This is a genomic window from Actinocatenispora sera (assembly GCF_018324685.1).
Taxonomy (GTDB): Bacteria; Actinomycetota; Actinomycetes; order Mycobacteriales; family Micromonosporaceae; genus Actinocatenispora; species Actinocatenispora sera.
Genome location: NZ_AP023354.1, coordinates 4,765,465 through 4,786,639, shown reverse-complemented (window position 1 = coordinate 4,786,639; position 21,175 = coordinate 4,765,465). Strand labels below are relative to the sequence as shown.

The following is a 21,175-nucleotide window of genomic DNA, read 5'->3' as shown; positions in this document are numbered from 1 at the left end:
CCGGTGGGGTGTCGCGCCTCCGTGCTGACCACGGATTCGTCCACGCAGCCGGGGCCGGTGGCCGCCGGTACGGGAGGATGGGCTGGTGAACACGGCGGTGTCGGCCCGGGAGGCGGAGGTGTTGCGGCTGCTCGGCGAGCATCTGAGCAACGCCGAGATCGCCGCCCGGCTGGTCATTTCGGTACGCACGGTGGAAAGTCACGTGTCGTCGCTGCTGCGCAAGTTGGATGCGCCGGACCGGCGGGCGTTGGCCCGGTACGCGCCCCCGGTGGGAGGCAGGGCACCGCTTCCCGCGCCGGTGACCTCGCTGGTTGGTCGGGGCCGGGAGCGTGCGGAGCTGGCGGGGCTGTTGGTCGAGCACCGGCAGGTGACGGCGGTCGGGCCGGGTGGGGTGGGCAAGACCCGGTTGGCGCTTTCGGTGGCGGCGCAGCTGGCCGACGGGTACGCCGACGGGGTCGGGTTCGTGGATCTGGTGCCGGTGACCGAGCCGGGGCTGGTGGCGGCGGCGGTGGCCGATGCATGCGGGCTGGGTGAGCGGCCTGGTGTCGGGATGGTCGAGTCGGTGCTGGCGGATCTGGCCGATCGGCGGATGCTGCTGGTGTTGGACAACTGCGAGCAGGTGCGCGAGGCGGTGGCTCCATTCGTGGAGCGGCTGCTGGCGGCCTGCCCGCGGGTGACGGTGCTGGCGACCAGTCGGGCGCCGCTGTCGGCGCCGTACGAGCAGGTGTACCGGGTGCCGCCGCTGTCGTTGGCCGGTGGGGCCGATTCCGAGGCGGTGGCCCTGTTTGTGGCGCGGGCTGGCGCGGCGGCCGGCCGGCGGCCGGGTCCGGAACTGGCGGCGGGCATCGCGGCGCTGTGTGGCCGGCTGGACGGGGTGGCGTTGGCGATCGAGCTGGCGGCGGTCCGGTGGCCGACGCTGGGGCTGGACGGGCTGACGGCGGGGTTGTCGGACCAGCTGCGGTTGCTCGCGGGCGGCCGGCGTGCCGCGGCGCGGCACGCCTCGGTGGCCGCGGCGTTGGACTGGAGCCACGATCTGCTGGCGCCGGCCGACCAGCAACTGCTGCACCGGGTGTCGGTGTTCGTCGGGCCGTTCGGCGTGCCGGCGGCGGCGCAGGTGTGCGGGTCCCCGGCCGGTGCGGTGGCGGACGGGCTGGGCCGGCTCGCCGAGCAGAGCCTGTTGCAGGTCACGACCGTGGCCGGCGGCACCGGGTACCGGGCGCTGGCGAGCATCCGCCAGTACGGGTTGCGGCGGCTCGCCGAGGCCGGTGGGGAGGTCGAGGCGCGCGACCGGCACCTGGACTGGTGTCTGGCGGTGGCCGGTGAGTTGACGGTGGTGGGGCCGGGCTGGCGGGCCCGGTTCGATGCGGTCGCCGACGAGTTGCGGGCGGCGCTGGGCTGGGCGGCGGGGCGGCCGGCGCGGCGCGCGGCGGCGTACCGGCTGGCCCGGGAGCTGGCCGGGCTCACGTTCGGGCGCAACCTGGTCGGCGAGTCGCAGGCGCTGTACGAGCAGGCCGCGGCGCTGGCCGACGATCCGGCGCTGGCCGCTGCGGCGCTGCGGTCGGCGGCCGCGGTGGCGGGTTGCCGGATGCGCGGCGACGATGCGTACCGGCTGCGGCTGGCCGCCGCGGCGGCGGCGCGCAGTGCCGGGGATGCGGCGGCCGCGGCCGTGGACACGGCGAGTGCGGCCAGTGACGCCTACCGCTTCGCGGGGTCGTTCGTGCGGCCGCCGGAGCCTGCCCGGGTGGTGGCGCTGGTCGATGCGGCGCGGGAGTCGGCGGGTGGTGATCCGGCGGCGCGGGCGGCGGTGGCGCTGGCCGAGGCGGGCGTGCTTGCCGACGCGTACGGGGGTGCGGACGGGCCGGCGACCATCGCGGTGCCGGAGGCGTTGTCCGCCGCACACCGGGCGGTGGGGCTTGCCGCGGCGACCGGCGACCCGCTGGCCGAGTCGGCCGCGCTGGAGGCGCTGCTGAGCGCGCAGAGCTGGGACGGGGCGCCGTTCGCTGCGGCCGACACCGCCCGGCGCCGGATCGTGCTGGTGACCGATCTGGCGGCGACTCCGGCGGCGGCGCACGAGCTGACCGATGCGCTGGGTGAGGCGGCGGAGGCGAGCCTCGGGGTGGGCGATCTGCCCGCCGCCCGCGGCTTCGCGCGGCGGCTGGCGGCGCATCCGCTGCTGGCCGAGGACGGTCACCGGGCGACCAGCCGGCTGCTGGTGGCCGGGTCGTTGGCCGTCGACGTCGACGAGGTACTCGCCGCGAGCGTGCGGTTCCGCGACGGCTGGCGGCGGGCCGGCAGCCCGGCGCAGCCGGCGCTGGGGTCGGCGGTGGCGGGGGTGGCGATGATCCATGGCCTGCGCGGCGATCGGGCCGCGGCCGACGAGTGGCGGGCGGTGCTGGGCCGGCTGGGTGCGGCGCCGGGCCGCAGCCACGGCTACGGGGCGGTGTTCGACGCGATGCTGCTGCTGCATCGCGGCGACGCCGCCGCGGCGGCCGAGCGGCTGGCGCCCGAGCCCGACCGGGTGTGGCGGTGGGTGACGTGGCTGTGGCTGCACTGGTATGTGGCGCTGCGAGCCGAGGCCGCGGTGCTCGCCGGCGCCGGCGAGGCCCGGGACCGGGTCGCTGCGGCCGCGCGGATCGTGACCGGCAACCCGGTCGCCGAGGCGATGGTGGCGCGTGCCGCGGCGCTGCTGGCCGGCGAGCGGGCGGCGGTGCTTGCCACCTCGGCCGCGCTGGCCGCGGCCGGCTGCCGGTACCAGGCGGCGCGCAGCCTGCTGCTGGCCGGCGGCGAGGACGCCGCACGGGGTGTCGCCGCGCTCGGCCGGCTGGGTGTCGCGGCGAGGTTCTGAGGCGGTTCAGCGCAGCTGGTTGATGCGGATCATGTTGCCGGCGGGGTCGCGGACCGCGCAGTCGCGGCGCCCGTACGGCTGCTCGATGGGTTCCTGCACGATCTCGACGTCGGCGGCGGCGAGCCGCTCGAACAGCCCGTCCAGGTCGGGGGTGGCCAGGTTGATCATCGTGAAGGTGCCCTTGGCCATCATCTCCTCGACAGTGCGGCGCTCCTGGTCGGTCAGGCCGGGGGTGGCGGCCGGCGGGTACAGCACGATCGAGGTGCCGGGCTGGCCGGGCGGGCCGACGGTGATCCAGTGCAGGCCGTTGTAGCCGACGTCGTTGCGTACCTCGAAGCCGAGCGTGTCGCGGTAGAACGCGAGCGCCTGGTCCGGGTCGTCGTGCGGCAGGAACGCCTCGGCGATGGTGATGTCCATGCCGGTCACGCTAGCGGCGTGAGGGTGCCGGTACTTCTCGATTCCTGACCGGCCGGGTGACCTGGGTGGCCACGCAGGACGGCATCCCTTCGGTGGCGTCGGCGTACTGCCGGCGGTAGACGCTGGGAGCCACCCCGACCAGTTCGGTGAACCGGGTGCTGAAGGTACCCAGCGACGAGCAGCCGACGGTGAAGCAGACGTCGGTGACGCTCAGGTCGCCGCGGCGCAGCAGCGCCATCGCCCGCTCGATCCGGCGGGTCATCAGGTAGGAGTAGGGCGACTCGCCGTACGCGGCGCGAAACTCGCGGCTGAGGTGGCCGGCCGACATGTTCACCCCGCGGGCGAGCGCCTCGACGTCCAGCGGCTGCGCGTACTCCCGGTCGATGCGGTCGCGCACCCGGCGTAGCCGGGCCAGGTCGCTGCGGCGCCGCGTGGCCGCGGATGTGCTGGTCACATCCGGAATCGTGCCACAGCGCGGGGGCGTCCGCGGCGGTGTGGGTGGCCCGGCCGGTCGCCCAGGGCGGGGGTGGGTCACGATGGTGCGGCAACGGGTGCGAGACGGCGGGAGGGCGCAACGGTGCCGAAGGCGTACTGGATCAACACGTTCCGGGTGATTCGCGACCCCGACCGGGTGGCCGCGTACGCGGAGCTCGGTGGTGCGGTGATGCTCGCCCATGGCGGACGGTTCCTCGCCCGCGGCCTACCGGCCGCGGCGTTCGAGGAAGGGGTGGCCGAGCGCACCACGCTGATCGAGTTTCCCAGCGTCGAGGACGCGGTCGCCGCCTACCGTAGCCCGGCCTACCAGCACGCGTTGACGGTGCTGGGGGACGCCGCGGTCCGCGACATCCGCATCATCGAGGCGTCCGGCTGACCGGTGCGCCGTTGCGGGCGGCGACCCAGATGCGGTCCAGAGTGCCGACCGAGTCGGTGAGGTTGCGCACGGTGGCGGCGAGCTCGGGACGGGTGGCGTCCTCGGCCAGCGCGGTCTGCACGTCCTCGACCGCGCAGCGCAGCGCGAACAGCCGGTCCTGCAGGTCCTGCAGCTCGCGGGCGCTGACCACGACGGCGTCGTCGTCGAGCCCGGCGCGGGAGGTGATGTGCCGGTGTTCGTAGGCGCGTTGCCGGCAGGGTTGGCCGCAGTAGCGGCGGGGGCGGCCGAGTTTGCCGGCGGCGGGTAGCTCTCCCCCGCACCAGCCACACCGCGATGGTTGCGTCACAGGACGAAAGTACGGGCTGGTACCGGTTGCGGCGAGGCCGACACGCCGGCGGGTCGCAGCCGGCCGTCGACCAGCTCGTACACCGCGTCGAACAGGTGCAGGTCGGTGCGCCGGTGGGTGAGCACCACGACGGTACGGCCGGCCGCGGCGGCCAGGATGTGCCGGGTCAGCGCGCCGGCGGTGTCCTCGTCGAGGTGTTCGGTGGCCTCGTCGCAGATCAGGATGTCCACGTCGGCCAGCAGTGCCCGGGCCAGCGCGAGGCGCTGCCGCTGCCCGCCGGACAGCTGCCGGCCGTGTTCGCCGGTGAACGTGTCGAGCCCGTCGGGCAGGCTGTCGACGAACCGGTCCAGCCGGGCCGCGGCGAGCGCGGCGTGCAGCGTGTCGGCGTCGGCGTCCGGGCGGGCGATGCGCAGGTTCTGCGCGATGGTGGTGTCGAACAGGTGCACGTCCTGCGCGCACAGCCCGATGTGCCGGCGCACCGTGTCGCCGGAAAGCTCGGCCAGCGCGGTACCGGCCAGCCGCAGCTCGCCGCGCGCCGGCAGGAACCGCAGCAGCACCGCGGCGAGGGTGGACTTGCCGGTACCGGAGGGGCCGGTGATCGCGATGTGCGCGCCGGCCGGGACCCGCAGGTCCAGCCCGCGCAGCACGTCGGGGCCGCCGGGCCAGCCGGCGTGCACGTCGCGCAGCAGCAGGTCGTACGGCCCGTCCGGGTCGGCGGCGGGGCGCTCCGGGTCGACGACCGGGTCGGGACGGTCGGTGACCGCGTACACCCGGCGGGCGGCGCCCCGCAGCCTCGGCAGCTGCGCGGCGGCGACCGGCAGTGCCGCGTACGCCTCGTGCACGGCGAGCGGGGTGAGCACCACGACAACGGCGAGGATGCCGGTGAGGGTGCCGCCGGCGACGGCCGGGGCGCTCAACGCCAGGCCGGCCCAGACGGCGGCGCCGCCGGCGGCGGTGGCGATCGCGGCGCCGATGCCGTGCCCGACCGCCGAGCGTGCCTCGGCCCGGGTCAGCGCCGCGTCCAGCTCGTCCAGCCGGTCGAGTGCGGCGTCGGCGGCGCCGTGCGCGGTCAGCTCGTCGGCCGCCTCGATGGTTTCCACCACGCCGGCCGACAGCGCACCGCGCAGCGGCGCGATGCGGGCCTGCGCGCGGCGGCTGTGCCGGGTGGCGACCAGCGGTGCGGCGATCGCGACGAGCAGCAGCGTGCCGGCCAGCGCGGCACCGGCGCCGGGCAGCAGCAGCGCGACCAGGGCGACGCTGCCGGCGCCGACCAGCCCGGCGGTCACGTACGGCAGCAGCAGCCGCAGCCACACGTCGGCGAGCCCGTCGATGTCGCCGACCAGCCGGGCGGTCAGGTCACCGGACCGGTCGGCGGTCAGCCCGGCCGGCGACAGCGCGGCGAGCCGCCGGTACACGCCGACCCGCAGCCGGGACAGCACCCGCAGCGCCGCGTCGTGCGAGGCGAGCCGTTCGGCGTAGCGCAGCACGCCACGAGACAGCCCGAACGCGCGGACCGCGACGATCGCCACCATCAGGTACAGCACGGGTGGGTGCTGGGCGGCGCGGGCGATCAGCCAGGCGGCGGTGGCGCCCAGCCCGACCGCCGACCCGGCAGCGCCCACGCCCGCGGCGCCGGCAAGCAGCAGCCGGCCGCGGCCGGTGCCGCCGGCGCGCAGCACCCGGCGCAGCGGCCCGCCCCGGTCCCCGGTGCGCGGCCGGCCGCCGTTCACCGGGCGCGGCTCGCCACTGTTTCGCGTAGGCGACCGGCCGGCGTTCCCTGTGCGCGGCTCGCCGCTGTTTCCCGTGCGCTCCCCGCTGTGGGGAGCCGGGCGTGGCCGTACGCGGTGCGTCACGAGCCGACCGCCGTGGCGGCGAGGGTGACGGTACGGTCGGCCGCGGCCAGCGCGCCGGGCCGGTGGCTGACGATCAGGACGATGCGCCCGGCGGCGGCGCGGGCCCGCAGCCGGGACAGCACGGCGGCCTCGGTGGCCGGGTCCAGGCCGGCGGTCGGCTCGTCCAGCAGCAGGATCGGGGTGTCGCGCAGCAGCGCCCGGGCCAGGCCGACCCGGCGGCGTTGCCCGGCGGAGAGCCCCGCGCCGTGCTCGCCGACCGGGGTGGACAGCGGCAGGTCCAGGCAGGCGTCGCGGGCCGCGGCGGCGACGAACACCTCGGGTGCGTCCGGCCGGCCGAGCCGGATGTTGTCGGCCAGCGTGCCGGGGTGCAGGTAGGGCTGCTGGGCGGCCCAGCCGATGCGGTGCCGCCAGGCGTCGGCGTCGAAGTCGGCCAGGTCGTACCCGTTGATCAGGACCCGCCCGGCGGTGGGTGCGGTGAACCCGAGCAGCACCGCGAGCAGCGTCGACTTGCCGGTACCGGACGGGCCGGCCAGTGCGACCAGCTCACCGGGCCGCAGGTGCAGCTCGACCGGCGGCGGGGTGGCGGCGGGCCGGCCGGGGTGGGTGACGCTGACGCCGTCGAGGTGGATGTCGGTGATCGTGTCGGGCGGGGCGGTGCCGCCGGTGGCGCGGGGGGTGGTGTCGAGCACGCGGAAGACCTCCTCGGCTGCGGCCAGGCCGTCGGCGCTGGCGTGGAAGTGGGTACCGACCGCGCGCAGCGGCAGGTACGCCTCGGGGGCGAGGATCAGCACCAGCAGGGCGGTGGCCAGCCCGATGTGCCCGTCGACCAGCCGCAGCCCGATGCCGACCGCCACCAGCGCCACCGACAGGGTGGCGAGCAGCTCCAGGACCAGCGCGGACAGGAACGCGATGCGCAGCGTGCGCATGGTGGCGCGGCGGTAGGAGTCGGTGATGGTGGCGATGGTGTGCGCCTGGTGGCCGGCGCGGCCGAACACCTTGAGGGTGGGCAGCCCGGCGACCACGTCCAGGAAGTGGTGCGACAGCCGGGTCAGCGCGGTGTAGCGGTTGCGGGTGGCGGCCCTGGTGGCCAGCCCGATCAGGATCATGAAGATCGGGATCAGCGGCAGGGTCACCGCGATGATCACGGCGGTGACCGGGTCGGTGACCGCGAGCCGCGCGAGGATCGCGCCCGGCACCAGCACGGCCAGTACCAGCTGCGGCAGGTACTTGGCGAAGTAGCCGTCGAGCGCGTCGATGCCGGTGGTGGCCAGGGTGGTGACGGTGGCGGTGGGCCGGTCGGCGGGCGGCAGCGCCACGGCGCGTGCGAGCAGCTTGCGCCGCAGCGCCGACTTGACCCGGGCGGCGGCGTGGTGGCCCTCGGCCTCGGTGGCCCAGGCGATCAGCGCGCGGGCGGCGAACACCGCGGCGAGCGCCGCCAGCGGCCGTACCAGCGTGCCGGGCGCGGCGCCGTGCACGATCGCGGCGAGGGTGTCGGCGATCAGCTGCGCGCCGGCGATCACGGTGACCGCGGTACCCACGCCCAGCGCCACCAGCGCCGCGAGGTGGCCGGCGGTGGCGCGGGCGTGCCGGATCAGCCGCGGATCCAGCGGCTTCACCCCGCTCATTCGGCCGCCCCGGCGATGTCGTGGCGGCCCAGCCGGCGGCGGAACACCCAGTAGCTCCACGCCTGGTAGGCGAGCACGAACGGGGTGAACGCCAGCGCCACCCAGGACATCACCCGCAGCGTGTACGGGGTGCTCGACGCGTTGTGGATGGTCAGGCTGTGGGCCGGGTCGGTGGCGGGCAGCACGTCGGGGTAGATCGCGGCGAACAGGCTGACCACCGCCAGCCCGATCGCCGCCGCGGTACCGGCGAACGCGATGCCGTCGCGGCCCATCCGGCTCGCGGTCAGCCCGGCCAGCAGGGCCACCGCCGCGCCGGTGGCGAGTACCGCCGACAGCACGGTGCCGGTGTGCAGCTGCGTCCAGGTCAGGAACACCACCGCGGCGACGGCGGCGACCAGCCCGACCGGTAGCGCGATGCGGCGGGCCCGGTCGCGCACCGGGCCGTGCGTCTTGAGCGCGAGGAAGATCGCCCCGTGCGTGGCGAACAGCGCCAGCGTGGTCAGCCCGAACAGCAGCGCGTACGGGTTGAGCAGGCTGCCGAGGCTGCCGACGAACTCGTGCCGGGCGTCCAGCGGTACGCCGCGCACGATGTTGCCGAACGCGACGCCCCACAGCAGGGCGGGTACCGCGGAGCCGGCGATGATCGCCGCGTCCCAGCCGGCCTTCCAGCGCGCCTCGGCGCGCTTGCCGCGGAACTCGAACGACACGGCGCGCACGATCAGCGCCAGCACGATCAGCAGCAGCGGCAGGTAGAACCCGGAGAACAGGGTCGCGTACCACTCAGGAAACGCGGCGAAGGTGCTCGCGCCGGCGACGATCAGCCACACCTCGTTGCCGTCCCAGACCGGGCCGATGGTGTTGATCGCCACCCGCCGGTCGGTCTCGTCGCGGCCGACGAGCGGCAGCAGCATGCCGACGCCGAAGTCGAAGCCTTCCAGTACGAAGTAGCCCAGCCACAGGAAGGCGATGATCAGGAACCAGAGTTCGGTGAGGGTCACAGCAGTCTCCGGATGCGTGCTCTAGTAGGCGAACGCGACGGCGTCGGTGTCGGCGTCGTCGGGTTCTGGTGGCCGTGCCTCGCCGACGCCGGCGCGGATGCCGCGCAGCATCAGCCCGATCTCCACCACGGCGAGCGCGGCGTACAGGGCGGCGAACGCGATCAGGGAGGTCAGCACCTCGCCGCCGGACACCCCGGGTGAGACGCCGTCGGCGGTGCGCAGCTGGCCGAACACCAGCCAGGGCTGGCGGCCCATCTCGGTGAAGATCCAGCCGAACGAGTTGGCCGCGAGCGGTAGCAGCGGCAGCGCGACGATCATCAGGTACAGCAGCCGGGAGCGCGGCGTGCGGCCCCGGCGCAGCGCCCACAGCGTCACCAGCGCGATGGCGGCGGCGAGCATCCCCAGCCCGATCATCAGCCGGAAGCTCCAGTACGTGACGGGGATGATGGGCGTGTAGGAGCCCGGCCCGTACAGCTTCTGGTACTCGGCCTGGATGTTGTCGATGCCCTTGACCTTGCCGTCGAGGCTGCCGGTGGCGAGGAACGACAGCAGCCGCGGCAGCTTCACCGCGTACACCTCGTGCTTGCCGTCCAGGCTGCCGATGGTGACGATCGAGAACGACGCGGGCTGCTCGGTGTGGTAGAGCGCTTCGGCGGCGGCCATCTTCATCGGCTGCTGCTGGGTCATGATCTTGCCCTGGATGTCGCCGGTGATCGCCAGCGCGAGCGCCGCGATCAGCACGGTGACGGTGCCGACCCGCGCCGCGGACCGGAAGGCGACCTGCTGGCCGTCGGCCGCGGCGTCGTCGTCGCGGCGTCGCTTGCGCAGGTGCCAGAACGCGATCGCGGCGAGCAGCCCGCCGCCGGTCAGGAACGAGGCGGCCATGGTGTGCGGGAAGGTGATCAGGTTGGTGGAGTTGGTCATCACCGCCCAGAAGTCGGTCAGCTCGGCGCGGTGGGTGGCCGGGTTGATCCGGTAGCCGACCGGGTGCTGCATGAACGAGTTCGCGGCGAGGATGAAGTAGGCGCTCAGCGCGGTGCCGATGGCGGCGAGCCAGATGCAGGCGAGGTGGATGCGCTTGGGCAGCCGGCCCCAGCCGAAGATCCACAGCCCGAGGAAGGTGGACTCCATGAAGAACGCGAGCAGCCCCTCGATGGCCAGCGGCGCGCCGAACACGTCGCCGACGAAGCGCGAGTAGTCGCTCCAGTTCATCCCGAACTGGAACTCCTGCACGATGCCGGTGGCCACACCCATCGCGAAGTTGATCAGGAACAGCTTGCCGTAGAACCGGGTCAGCTGGTACCAGCGGTCGTGGCCGGTGCGCACCCAGGCGGTCTGCATCCCGGCGACCAGGAACGACAGGCCGATGGTCAGCGGGACGAACAGGAAGTGGTAGATGGTGGTGACGCCGAACTGCCAGCGCGCCAGTTCCAGTGTGTCCACGGGTACCCCCGGACCATATCTTCTACACGACGTAGAAAATTCTACACGGCGTAGAGAATGGGCTCGGAGGGGTGGCCGCCAGTCCGGTCAAACCGCTCGAACTCAGCCCGGAAAGCCGCGCCGACCAGGGAAAACGGTCAGGCGGATTCGTCCCGGGTGGCGCGCAGGTAGGTCAGCACCGCCTCCCGGGTGGTACGCACCCCCAGCGCCTTGCGCGCCTCGGCGATGCGCCGGTTCGCGGTCCGCAGCGACAGGAACTCCGCCTCCGCCGCCGCCGCGATCGTCTCCCCCGCACCCAGCCGGTCCAGCAGCGAGCGCTGCTCGTCGGTCAGCGGCAACCCGTCGCCGCCCTGCGCCACGGCCTCGTCGACCGGGTCGACGTTGGGATCGCGCAGCACCGCCCCGATCCGGGACAGATCCGCCAGTACCGCCCGGCCCGCCTCGGAACGCTCGTCGGCGATGACCACCACCGCCGCGCCCCGCGCCGCGGCCAGCACCGCGAGCGCCGCGGTGTCCATGTCCGGTACCCGGCCGAACAGCATCAGCCGCTGCTCGGCCACGTCCCAGGCCGCCTCCGGCAGCGCGAACCCCTCCCGGGTGTGCCAGCCGGAGCGCGCCATCCGGCGCAGCACGGTCGTCGCCTCCGCCGCCGAGGCGACCAGGTAGCGCGGTGCCGGCCCGCTCATCGGCGTGCCCTTCTCGTCCCGGTCACGGTCATTGCAGCAGCTCCAACGCCAGGCCGGCCGCCTCGGTCCGGGTCTTCGCACCGAGCTTGCGCATCCCGGCCCGGATGTGCGTCTCCACCGTCTCCCGGGAGATGCCCAGCAGCCCGGCGATGCGGCGGGTCGGCTCGCCCTGCGCGACCAGCCGCAGCACCTCCCGCTCCCGGTCGGTCAGGTCCATGCCGGCCCGCGGGCCGCGGGTCTCGCGGCGCACCGCGTGCCGGCGCAGCGCGCGGCGGGTGCGGCCCAGCAGCACCACCAGCCCGGCCTGCTCGGCGACCTGCTCGGCGCGCAGCAGCGGCGGCACCGCGCGGGACGCGTCCGTCTCGTACAGCCCGTGCGCGAGCAGGCAGCGCACCTCCTCGCGGCGGGCCACGTCGTGCCAGGCGGTCGCCGCCGGATCGAACTCGGCGACCTTCGCCGGGTCGACCGTCACCGCCTGCCAGGCGGCCAGCGTCGCCTGCGCCGGGCCGACGAGGTCGGCGCCGTCGAGCGCGGGCAGCCCGTGGCCGTCCTCGGCGTCGTACGCCACCCACCGGCCGGTGATCTCCGCCAGTCCGGTCAGCAGCGGCGCCCGGCCGGCCGGGCGGGTCGGCGTCGCCGCCTCCGGCTGGCCGTCGAGCCAGGCGGCCTCGGCCGCAACCCAGTCCAGCAGCCCGGCGACGCTCGCCACCGGGCGGGCCGGTCGGTCCCCCAGCCGGGCCCGCGCCGAGGCGAGCAGCCCACCGTCGGCCTCGGCGAGCGCCGCCGCCGCGGTCGCGTAGCCGTGCGCGACCGCCGGCAGGGTCCGGTCGACCAGCGCCACCGCGCGGCGCACCACGTCGTCGAGCTGCTCGCCGCGCAGCGCGGTGCACCACAACTCCGCGGCGAGAAACCGGGTCTGCCACGAGTACGCCAGATCGCTCGCGCAGGCGTCGGCGGCCAGCCGGGCGTTCTCCGCCGCCTCGGCCAGCCGGCCGTCCGCGGCGAGCGTCTCCACCAGCAGCCAGGCGCTCCACCGGGCGGCGAGCGCGTCACCGCCGGCACCGGCCGCGGCCGCCGCGGTGGCCAGCTCGCGCTCCCAGCCGGCGTGGCGGGCGGCGGCATCCACCGCGGCCAGCGCGGCCCGCAGGCCGGTGTGCTCCGGCGGCCGGCCGTGGCGCTGGACGGTGGCCTCGGCCAGCTCCGCGGCCCGGGCCCGGTCGCGGGCCAGGGCGCCGAGCAGCAACACCCGGTCGCGGGCGGCGACCGCCTGACGGTCCGCGGCGTCGGGGACGACCGTCACCGCGGCGACCGCCTCGTCCACCTCGCCCAGCTGCAGCAGCGCCTCACCGCGCAGCACGGCGCTGTCGGCGTCGGCGGCATCGGCCAGGGCACGCAGCGCGGCGCGGGGCCGGCCGACGGCGAGCGCCGCCGCAGCGGTGTCCCGGCGTACCGCGGGGCGCGGGTGCGCGCCGTCCAATCCGCAGGCGAGCAGCAACAGGTCGGCGCGCTCCCCCGCCGTTTCGGCGGTGGCCGTCGCGGCGACGGCCCGCTCGTACGCCGGCTGGTCGTCGCCGGCCGCGGCCAGGTGCCGGGCCGCCTCGGCGTCGGGGACCAGCTCGGCCAGCCGGCGGTGCACTCCGGCCCGTTCCTCCGGGCTGAGCAGCCCCGCCGCGACCTCCGCCACGTACGGCGACACGGCGGCGACCTGCGAGCCCTCGGCGTCGTCGGGGGCGCGACCACCAGCCCGGCCTCGGCCAGCTCGGCGACGCCGGCACCCAGCAGGGTGCGTGCCGCCGGCCGGCGCAGCATGCCCAGCGCCGCCATCGCGGTCCGGGCCGGTCGGGTCAGGTCGGCCAGCGCCTCGGCGACCGCGTGCGCCACCGCGCCGGTGCTGCCGGCGTCGTCGGGCTCCGGCTGCCGCGACACCGACTCCGGGTGCGCCACCGCGTGCCGGGCGAGCGTCTCCACCGCCAGCGGTACGCCACCGGCGCGGGCCACCACCTCGGCCAGGCCGGCCGCACCCAACCCGGGTGCGATGCGCCGGGCCAGCTCGGTGGCCTGCTGCGGGGTCAGCGGCGGCAGCGCGAGCCAGGTGTCGCAGGCCGCCCGCAACGCCGCCAGCGCCGCGGCCGGCAGCCGGTGCGGGGTCCGCAGCGACACCAGCACCCGGCAGTGCGCCGCGAGCCCTGGCAGGGTGACGAGGGTGAGCGGGTCGGCCCACTGCAGGTCGTCGAGCACCAGCAGCCCGCCGCGGACCCGGGAGCGGACCGCCTCGGCGGTCAGCGCGCCGTCTTCGACCGGCAGCCGGGCCCGCACCGCGCGAGACAGCGCGAGGCCGGGCACGCCGCGCAGGATGGCCAGCCCGCCGCCGGTGAACACGGTGCCGCCGAACCGGTCGGCGACCGCGCGCAGCGCGCTGCTGCGCCCGGCACCGGGCGAGCCGGTGACCACCACCAGTCCCGGCCGGGCCAACCGCTCGGCCGCCGTCGCGACCGGGTCGGGTGCGGGCGCGGTCGGCCGCTGGTCGGGTCTCGGCGCGTCGGCGCCGGTCTGACCAGCAGTCGCGTCACGCACGTGGGCCTCCCCCCGCGGGCTGGCACGAATCCGGGATCCTAGGTCGGTGAGGATATGCCTAGTGTGAGTGCCGGCAGGCGTCGGCCACGCACACCAGGCCTGCCACCAGAGTAGTAGGAGGTACCACCGGCCATGACCGACATGGACGGCGCCGAGGGTTTCGCGGCACACCGTGTTCGAGTCGTCACACATGGCGATTCCGGGGTGTTGCGATGAGTTCGGGTCCCCTCAGTTCCCGGGTCCAGGCGCTGTGCGGCGAGTGCGGGCCGCGACTGGCCGGCAGTACTCAGGCCGCGGTGGTCGACATCTCGCGCCGCCTGAGCGAACCGCTGCGGGTGGCGATCGCCGGCCGGCTCAAGTCGGGCAAGTCGACGCTGGTCAACTCGCTCATCGGGCGGCGGGTGGCCCCCACCGAGGTCGGCGAGTGCACCCGGCTGGTCACCCAGTTCCGGTACGGCACCACCGATCGGATCGACGTCGTACGCCGGGACGGCTCGCGGGCCAGCCTGCCGCTGGACGAGTCCGGCATGATCCCGCAGAAGCTGGGCGTGCCCCGCGACGAGGTCGCCTTCGTCGACGTCACGCTCACCTCCGACCGGCTCGAGGACCTCACCGTCGTCGACACGCCCGGCCTGTCGTCGACCAACTCGTCGATCTCCGACGAGGCGCGCCGGTTCCTGTTCAACGAGGCGCCCATCGACGACGACATCGACGACGACTCCGCCGGCGCGCTGTCCGGCGCCGAGGCGATCGTGTACGTGTTCACCCAGTCGGTCCGCGAGGACGACCTGCAGGCGCTCAAGTCGTTCCAGTCGATGTCCTCGAAGCTGTCGAGCAACCCGATCAACTCGCTCGGGCTGTTCAACAAGGTCGACAAGCTCGCCGGTACCGGCGACCCGTGGCCGGTGGCCGAACCGCTGGCCACCAAGCAGGGCGAGGTGCTGCGCCGGGTGGTGTCCGACGTGGTCCCGGTGATCGGGCTGCTCGCCGAGACCACCGAGGCCGGCCGGCTGACCGCCGCCGACTGCGAGGCGCTGCGCACCATCGCGAGCATGTCCGACACCGAACGGCAGGTGCTGCTGGCCTCCGTCGACCTGTTCATCGCGCGCGACTGCGCGGTGTCCAAGGCGCAGCGGGAACGGTTGCTGCGGCTGCTGGACATCTACGGCGTGTCGTTCGCGGTCGCCCAGTTCGTCGCCAACCCGAAGCTGGCGACCGGCGAGCTGGTCAAGCAGCTGTTCCTGGCGTCCGGCTTCCCCCGCGCGCGCTCCACCCTGGAGCGGGCTTTCCGTTGGCGCACCGATGCGATCAAGGCCGGCTGGGCGCTGACCAGCCTGGAGAAGATCGCCAGCCACGCCGAGCGCCCCGCCGACCGGGAACTGCTGCGCGACGCGGTCGAACGGGTGCTGCAACAGCCCGAGTACCACCGGCTGCGGATGCTGGACGTCGCCCAGCAGGTCACCACCGGCTCGGTCGCCCTGCCCGAAGAGATGGAAAACGAGCTGACCCGGCTGGCGCTGTCCGACGACCCGCACTGGATCCTCGGCATGTCCGGCGCCACCGTCGAGCAACTCGCCAAGGCCGCGCTGGAGGCGGCGACCCGGTGGCGCGCGTTCGCCGTCGCCGGCGCCAGCCCCGCCCAGGCCCGGATCGCCCACGTCGTCCACCGCGGCTTCTTCCTGCTCTCCCAGCAGGTGCGAAAGAGTCAGCCCGCCTGAGTCGCGCGATGCGCTTTGGATAAAGGAGCCCCCCATGTCCTCGAGCAACCTCCGCGTCATCGCCGCCGGTGTCGCCGCCATAGTCGCCGTGCTCACCGGCCTCGTCGGCGGCTGGGTCGGTGCCAAGACCGGGACGTGCACCCTGCAGGTGCAGACCACCCCGGCCGACGGCTCCGCGCCGGGCAGCGCCGACGGCCGCGGGGTGATCGGCCGCAGCGCCGCCTGCGACGCCAGCTTCTCGGTGCAGACCGCCGCGGTCGGCTTCGTCGGCGCCGGGCTGGCCGGCGGCGTCGCCGTGGTGCTGCTGCTCGCCGCGCGCCGCGACGGCGCGAAGCTCGCCACGGTCACCTCGGCGCCGCCCGCCGCCGGCGCCGACCCGGGGCTCGCCCAGCGCGCCGAGCAGGCCGAGACCGAGCGCGGCAGCCTGATCCAGACCTGCGTGTACGTGCGCGACCGTGCCACCAGCAAGGCGATCGCCGACGTGCTCGGCCGCTCCCTGCAGGAGGTCGGCGTCAGCACCGTCGCGCCGGTCGGGGTGCGGTTCGACCCGGCGCACCACGAGGCCGGCGGCGCCACCCCCACCACCGACCCGGCGCTGGCCGGCACCATCGCCGCGGTCGAGGTACCCGGCTACGTCGACCGCGGCGTCGTGCTGCGCGCCCCCGTGGTCACCGTCTACAAGGAAGAGGGACGGCAGTGAGCGCACCGGCCAAGACCAACCAGGCCGCGAACACCGCCGCCCTGGAGAAGATGCTGCGCGGTGCCGTCGATGCCGGCCTGGCACACCTGCGCCGCATCGACCCCGACGCCGCGTCCGACCTGGACGTGCTGCGCCGCCGCGAGCAGACCGTGCCCAGCATCGTGGTGGTCGGCGAGACCAAGCGCGGCAAGAGCTCGCTGACCAACGCGCTGATCGGGGTGCCGAACCTGTCCCCGGTCGACGCCGCCGTCGCCACCAGCTCGTACCTGGAGTTCGTGCACGGCGCGCAGCCCGCCGCGCAGGCCTACATCCCGGGCCGGGAGGACCCGATCCCGGTGCGCATCGAGGACATCCGCGACTACGGCACGGTGCTCGGCCGGCTGCCCGAGGGGGTTCGGCCGCCGCGCCGGCTGGAGATCTTCCACCCCGCACCGATGCTGCAGTACGCGTCGCTGCTGGACACCCCCGGCGTCGGCGGCCTGGACTCGCTGCACGCCGAGGTGGCGCTGGACGCGGTGGAACGGGCGACCGCGCTGCTGTTCGTGGTCGACGCGTCCGCGCCGTTCTCCCGGCCCGAGCTGAACTTCCTGATCGAGGCCAGCAAGCGGGTCAACATGGTGCTGTTCGCGCTGACCAAGGTCGACGCGTACCCGGGCTGGCGGACCATCATGGACGACGACCGGTCGCTGCTGCGCGCGCACGCGCCGCGGTTCGCCACGGCGCCGTTCTTCCCGGTGTCGTCCAGGCTGGCCGAGCTGGCGCTGCAGATGCCGGCCGACGCCGCGGCCGAGATCGTCAAGGAGTCCCGGGTCGCCGAACTGCAGCACGGGCTGATCGGCCTGGCCGCCAAGGGCACCGCGCTCAAGACGGCCAACACGCTGCGCGCCGTGCGTACCGAGTTCGTCCGGCTCGACCTGGGGGTGGGCGACCGGATGAAGTCCGCCGACCCGGACCCGGCGCTGCTCGAGCGGCTCAAACAGGAGCGGCAGAAGGTCAACTCGCGCAAGCGCTCGGAGACCAAACAGTGGTCGCTGGCGCTCAACACCGAGACCCAGCGGGCCCGGGTGGACGCCCAGTCTCGGCTGCGCAAGTACATCACCCAGCTGCAGGACGACTTCGGCAAGACCATCGAGAAGGGCTCCGGCGGCGACATCAAGAAGCTGCCGTACGAGGTGGACCGCGCGCTGTACGCGGTGTCGATCCGGCTGTCGGCCGACCTGGAGCACCGGTTCCGGGTCATCGGCCAGCGCATCCTTGCCAGCGTGTTCAGCCCGCAGGAGCTCAACTACGTGCTGCGCCGGCTCAACGCCAAGCTGCGCACCGCGATGACCGCCAAGCCGCAGAAGGAGGGCTCCGGCGACCAGTCGCTCGTGGTGATGTCCGCGTTCAGCACCGGCCGCGGGCTGTACTCGCTGGCCAGCGCCGGCGGTGCCACCCTCGGCGCGTCCGCCCTGGCCGGCGGCATCGTGGTGCCGGTCGTCGGCGTCGGCATCGGCCTGGCGGCCGGCGCGTTCATGATGTGGCGGCGCAAGGTGCAGGCCAACCGCTCGCAGGCGAAGGTGTGGCTGCGCGAGGTACTGGGCGAGTCCCGGGCGGCGCTGTCGGACGAGATCGCGACCCGCTTCACCGACTTGCAGTACGCCCTGACACTGGCGTTGGACGAGGCGATCGAGCGGCGGCTCAAGCAACTCGACGGGCAGATCGCCGAGATCGACAAGACGATGGTCGAGGACAAGAACAGCCGGCAGAAGAAGCGTGCCGACCTGCAGAAGGAGCGCGAGCAGCTGCGGGCCCGGATCAAACAACTCGACGAGGTGCTGATCAAGGCGCGAGGAATCGCGCCGGCGGCCCCGTCGGACACGCAGGGGGATAGTCGGCCATGGACGAGCACGGCGGGCCGATCGACGAGTACGGCGACCACGACACCGGCGCCGACGACGGGTACGGGGCCGACCACACCGACGCCGGTGACGGGCTCACCGGTGGGCTGGACGGCGACGGGCTCGGCGACCACGACGGGTACGGCGACGAGCACCTCGACACCGACGGGCACGAACTGGACCTCGATCCCGACGCCGGCTCGCACGACGGCGACGACCTCGGGTTGGAGTACGGCGAGCTGTCCGACGGCGACGCGACCGACGGGCACGAAGCCGACGCGTTCAGCGACGTCGACGAGGACGATCAGCAGGCGCCCGCGCTCGACCCCGACCCGGTGCCCGGCACCGACCCGGATCTCGACCTGGTCGGCGACGACCCGGACTGGGCCGCCGAGGACGTGTTCCCCCCGCAGCTGGAGATCGGTGAACCGCCGGAGCCGGTGGACGGCTTCCCGTGGAGCGATCCCGCCGTGCTCGGCGAGCAGCACGACCTGTCCGTCCAGGGCCCCGGCGAGGCGGCTGCGCAGCCGAGTGGCTCGCCCGACGACCTGTTCGACTACGACGGCCAGTCGGCGCCCGAGGGCGTCGACCCGTGGCAGGCGCTCGCCGGCTCGGACGATCCGGCGACGAGCTCGCTGGCCCGCTTCTGGGCCCCCGGCAGCTGACCCGCCCAGCCGACGCTCATCCGGCCCACCCGCGGCATCCGCAGTCGAGCCGGCTCTGGAGTGTGCATCACGATCACTCCGAATGCTGAGCCAGCATGTCGCTGCGGCGCGAGCCAGGTCAGCGACGCCGCTGCCGGGTGGATGCCATTCGGTGACGCGCGCCACGCGCCTGCGCTGTCACGGGCCCGGCGGTACCGGCATCTGCATGAGCGCGGGCCGGCATCGCGGCCCGCGACGTGTCAGCCGCACGGAAGGGCATCCAGTTCATGGACAAGCAAGCGAAACAACGCCGGGTGGCACTGGTCACCGGGGCGAACAAGGGGATCGGCCGGGCGGCCGCCACGGGCCTGGCCGCGGCGGGGTTCCGCGTCGTGGTCGGCGCCCGCGACCCGCGGCGCGGTGGTGAGGCCGCAGCGGCGATCCGCGCCGTCGGCGGCGACGCCCACGCGGTCGAGCTGGACGTCACGGACCAGGCCACCGTCCGGGCGGCCGCGAGCTGGATCGACGAGCATCTCGGCCGGCTGGACGTACTGGTCAACAACGCCGGCATCACCGGGTCGGGCCAGGCGGCACCCCCGGACGCCCTCGACCGCGTCCCCAGCGCCGTCGACGTGGACCTGGTACGGGAGGTGTTCGACACCAACGTGTTCGCGGTGCTCAGGGTGACCAACGCCGTACTGCCGCTGCTGCGCCGATCCCCCGCCGCCCGGATCGTCAACGTCTCCAGCCACTCGGCGTCGCTGGCGCTGACCGCCGAGGTCGACGGGCCGATGTCGAGCCTGCTGTCGGCGGCCTACTCGCCGTCCAAGACGGCGCTCAACGCGCTGACCCTCCAGTACGCCAACGAGCTGCGTGCGGAGAACATCCTGGTCAACGCCGCAGCCCCGGGGTACGTCGACACCGACATCAACGGCCACAGCGGCGTGCTCACCCCGGAACAGGGCGCCGCGGTAGTGGTGCGGCTGGCCACCCTCGGTGCGGACGGCCCGACCGGCGGGTTCTTCAGCGCGGAGGGCCCGCTGCCCTGGTAGCGCCGGAAGGGTCGCGGTGCCGGCGTGCTGCCGGCACCGTGATCCGGTCCGGTCAGCGGGCGACCGCGTAGACCAGCAGGCCCACGAACGCCAGCACCAGCACGACCGCCACCACCAGGGTGCCGACCACCGCCGGCTCCTGGTACCAGTTGCGGCCGGAGCCGTCGTCGGCCGCGGCCGGGGCGGGCGCCGCCGGCATCGGCCGTTGCGGCGCCGCCATCGGCGCGGCAGCGGGTCGCAGCTGTGCCGGCTGCGGCGGACGCGGGCCGGGCTGCTGCACCGGTGGCCGGGGCGCCGGTGTCGGTGCCGGCCGCGGCGGGCTCGGGATCACCGGCCGGGCCGGTGGCCGGTTGCCGGCCGGGGCCGGACGCACCGGCGGCCGGTGCTGCGGTTGCACCGGCCGCGGCGGGATCGCCGGCCGCTGGTTGGGCGGGCCGCCCACGGCGAGCGAGCCCTCCACCACGACCGTTTCCGGCTGCTCCAGCGCGGTCGGCGCCACCCCCAGGGTGGTGTGCACCAGGTGGCCGGCCAGCGGGATCCGGCTGGACCCGCCGACCAGGAAGATGCCGACCAGGTCCCGGGGCGTCAGCCGGGCCTCGGAGATGGTGCGCTGCAGGCACTCGACCGTCCGCTCCAGGTGCGGGCGGATCAGCGACTCCAGCTCCTCGCGGGTGATGTGCGCATCCACCTCCAGCGCCGGCAGGTGGATGTCGGAACTGGAGGTGCGCGAGAGCATCTCCTTGGCGCCGCGCACGTCCTCGTACAGCATCCGGCGGTAGCGGCGGTCGCCGGACTCGCGCGGGTTGATCAGCCGGGCCCACAGGTCGGGATGCGACTGCGAGTACGTCTTGCCGAGGTGCTCGATGATCGCGTGGTCGAAGTCGAGGCCGCCGACATCGGGCAGCCCCTCCTCGGCCAGCACCTCGAAGCCGGACTGGGTGCGCCGCACCACGGTGGCGTCGAACGTGCCGCCGCCCAGGTCGTAGATGGCCAGCGACCGGCCCACCGGCACCGCGGTGCCCAGCACGGCGGTGAAGTAGGACGCGGCGCCGACCGGCTCGGCGATCAGCTGCGGCCGGGGCAGCCCGGCCAGCCGGGCACCCTCCACCAGCAGGCTGCGGCGCCGCTCCCCCCACCGGGCCGGGTGGGTCATCCGCAGCTGCTCGGGCATCCCGCCGATCTGCCGGCGGGCCTCGGTGATCACCTGCTCCAGCACGTAGGCGATCACCCGCGGCACCGGGATCTCCTGGTCGCCCAGGAACACCGTGCCGTCGTCGATGCGGCGCTTCGGGTTCGGCTCGAACCGGGTGGGGTCGACCCGGGCGTTACGCTCCGCGTCCCGCCCCACCAGCATCCGGCCATCGGGGGCCAGGTACACCGAGGAAGGCAGCAGCGGTGACCCGTCGAACAACAGTGGCCGAACCCGCCCATCGGGCATTCGGAGCATGGCCACCGTGTTCGACGTGCCGAAGTCGATTCCGAGCACGCGCATACAAGATCTCCCTCCTCGCCGGACACGATAC

Annotated in this window: 17 protein-coding genes; 6 read left to right on the top strand and 11 right to left on the bottom strand. The window is 74.7% G+C overall.

All coding sequences use genetic code 11. From position 1 onward, the window contains the following. The first annotated feature begins 85 nt into the window (after positions 1–85). Positions 86–2,845: an ATP-binding protein gene (locus Asera_RS33655; protein ID WP_157034786.1), complete on the top strand. Its 2,760-nt coding sequence runs from the start codon at positions 86–88 to the stop codon at positions 2,843–2,845. Positions 2,846–2,851: 6 nt separating this feature from the next. On the opposite strand, the gene Asera_RS22740 is transcribed toward Asera_RS33655, so the two are convergent. Further along, entirely contained in the window at positions 2,852–3,262 is a 411-nt protein-coding gene (locus Asera_RS22740) for a VOC family protein (RefSeq protein ID WP_030446019.1), read from the bottom strand. Positions 3,263–3,272: 10 nt separating this feature from the next. Beyond that, a complete protein-coding gene (locus Asera_RS22735; RefSeq protein WP_030446018.1) occupies positions 3,273–3,716 on the bottom strand; it encodes a helix-turn-helix transcriptional regulator in 444 nt (147 codons plus the stop codon). Between the two features lie 123 nt (positions 3,717–3,839). On the opposite strand from Asera_RS22735, the gene Asera_RS22730 reads away from it, so the two are divergent. Further along, a complete protein-coding gene (locus Asera_RS22730) occupies positions 3,840–4,133 on the top strand; it encodes a DUF1330 domain-containing protein (protein WP_030446017.1) in 294 nt (97 codons plus the stop codon). Here the strand turns inward: Asera_RS22730 and Asera_RS22725 are convergent. The 8 genes from Asera_RS22725 to Asera_RS22690 all read right to left on the bottom strand — a co-directional run bounded on the left by Asera_RS22725 (position 4,114) and on the right by Asera_RS22690 (position 13,658). Further along, positions 4,114–4,479 (bottom strand): hypothetical protein, encoded by a 366-nt coding sequence (locus Asera_RS22725; protein WP_051802174.1) that lies wholly within the window; start codon positions 4,477–4,479, stop codon positions 4,114–4,116. The two genes, Asera_RS22730 and Asera_RS22725, sit on opposite strands and share 20 nt — an antisense overlap. Continuing rightward, positions 4,476–6,209 (bottom strand): thiol reductant ABC exporter subunit CydC, encoded by a 1,734-nt coding sequence (gene cydC / locus Asera_RS22720; RefSeq protein WP_169745832.1) that lies wholly within the window; start codon positions 6,207–6,209, stop codon positions 4,476–4,478. The genes Asera_RS22725 and cydC overlap by 4 nt, the downstream gene beginning before the upstream one ends. Positions 6,210–6,328: 119 nt before the next feature. Continuing rightward, entirely contained in the window at positions 6,329–7,957 is a 1,629-nt protein-coding gene (cydD, locus tag Asera_RS22715; protein WP_211255563.1) for a thiol reductant ABC exporter subunit CydD, read from the bottom strand. After that, the gene (gene cydB / locus Asera_RS22710; RefSeq protein WP_030446013.1) at positions 7,954–8,955 is read right to left on the bottom strand and encodes a cytochrome d ubiquinol oxidase subunit II; all 1,002 of its coding nucleotides are present in this window, start codon (positions 8,953–8,955) and stop codon (positions 7,954–7,956) included. Before cydB ends, cydD begins: the two co-directional genes overlap by 4 nt. 21 nt (positions 8,956–8,976) lie before the next feature. Further along, on the bottom strand, positions 8,977–10,398 hold the full coding sequence (locus Asera_RS22705; RefSeq protein ID WP_030446012.1) for a cytochrome ubiquinol oxidase subunit I: 1,422 nt from the start codon (positions 10,396–10,398) through the stop codon (positions 8,977–8,979). A gap of 137 nt (positions 10,399–10,535) precedes the next feature. Then, entirely contained in the window at positions 10,536–11,084 is a 549-nt protein-coding gene (locus tag Asera_RS33650; protein WP_030446011.1) for a hypothetical protein, read from the bottom strand. Between the two features lie 28 nt (positions 11,085–11,112). Continuing rightward, positions 11,113–11,301 carry a response regulator transcription factor gene (locus tag Asera_RS22695; protein WP_212804819.1) on the bottom strand — a complete coding sequence of 63 codons (189 nt, stop codon included), beginning with the start codon at positions 11,299–11,301 and terminating at the stop codon, positions 11,113–11,115. Positions 11,302–12,380: 1,079 nt separating this feature from the next. After that, positions 12,381–13,658, bottom strand: coding sequence for a P-loop NTPase family protein (locus tag Asera_RS22690; RefSeq protein WP_212804709.1), 1,278 nt, complete (start codon positions 13,656–13,658; stop codon positions 12,381–12,383). Between the two features lie 212 nt (positions 13,659–13,870). On the opposite strand from Asera_RS22690, the gene Asera_RS22685 reads away from it, so the two are divergent. Genes Asera_RS22685 through Asera_RS22670 form a run of 4 tightly spaced genes read left to right on the top strand, consistent with a single transcriptional unit; the run spans position 13,871 to position 19,652 of the window. Further along, a complete protein-coding gene (locus Asera_RS22685; RefSeq protein ID WP_030446009.1) occupies positions 13,871–15,376 on the top strand; it encodes a dynamin family protein in 1,506 nt (501 codons plus the stop codon). Between the two features lie 34 nt (positions 15,377–15,410). Next, complete coding sequence (locus Asera_RS22680; RefSeq protein WP_084131370.1) at positions 15,411–16,076, top strand: nucleotide exchange factor GrpE; 666 nt, start codon at positions 15,411–15,413, stop codon at positions 16,074–16,076. Next, entirely contained in the window at positions 16,073–19,027 is a 2,955-nt protein-coding gene (locus Asera_RS33260) for a dynamin family protein (protein ID WP_244843992.1), read from the top strand. Before Asera_RS22680 ends, Asera_RS33260 begins: the two co-directional genes overlap by 4 nt. Next, the gene (locus tag Asera_RS22670; RefSeq protein ID WP_244843991.1) at positions 18,915–19,652 is read left to right on the top strand and encodes an SDR family NAD(P)-dependent oxidoreductase; all 738 of its coding nucleotides are present in this window, start codon (positions 18,915–18,917) and stop codon (positions 19,650–19,652) included. The genes Asera_RS33260 and Asera_RS22670 overlap by 113 nt, the downstream gene beginning before the upstream one ends. Before the next feature lie 52 nt (positions 19,653–19,704). On the opposite strand, the gene Asera_RS22665 is transcribed toward Asera_RS22670, so the two are convergent. After that, positions 19,705–21,144, bottom strand: coding sequence for an Hsp70 family protein (locus tag Asera_RS22665; RefSeq protein WP_051802173.1), 1,440 nt, complete (start codon positions 21,142–21,144; stop codon positions 19,705–19,707). Between the last annotated feature and the right edge of the window lie 31 nt (positions 21,145–21,175).

Coding starts and splice junctions, on each gene's coding strand:
- Asera_RS22695 (WP_212804819.1), bottom strand. CDS start 11,301: ATGGACCTGACCGACCGGGAGCGGGAGGTGCTGCGGCTGGTCGCGCAG.
- Asera_RS33650 (WP_030446011.1), bottom strand. CDS start 11,084: ATGAGCGGGCCGGCACCGCGCTACCTGGTCGCCTCGGCGGCGGAGGCG.
- Asera_RS22740 (WP_030446019.1), bottom strand. CDS start 3,262: ATGGACATCACCATCGCCGAGGCGTTCCTGCCGCACGACGACCCGGAC.
- Asera_RS22665 (WP_051802173.1), bottom strand. CDS start 21,144: ATGCGCGTGCTCGGAATCGACTTCGGCACGTCGAACACGGTGGCCATG.
- Asera_RS22680 (WP_084131370.1), top strand. CDS start 15,411: ATGTCCTCGAGCAACCTCCGCGTCATCGCCGCCGGTGTCGCCGCCATA.
- Asera_RS22685 (WP_030446009.1), top strand. CDS start 13,871: ATGAGTTCGGGTCCCCTCAGTTCCCGGGTCCAGGCGCTGTGCGGCGAG.
- cydD (WP_211255563.1), bottom strand. CDS start 7,957: ATGAGCGGGGTGAAGCCGCTGGATCCGCGGCTGATCCGGCACGCCCGC.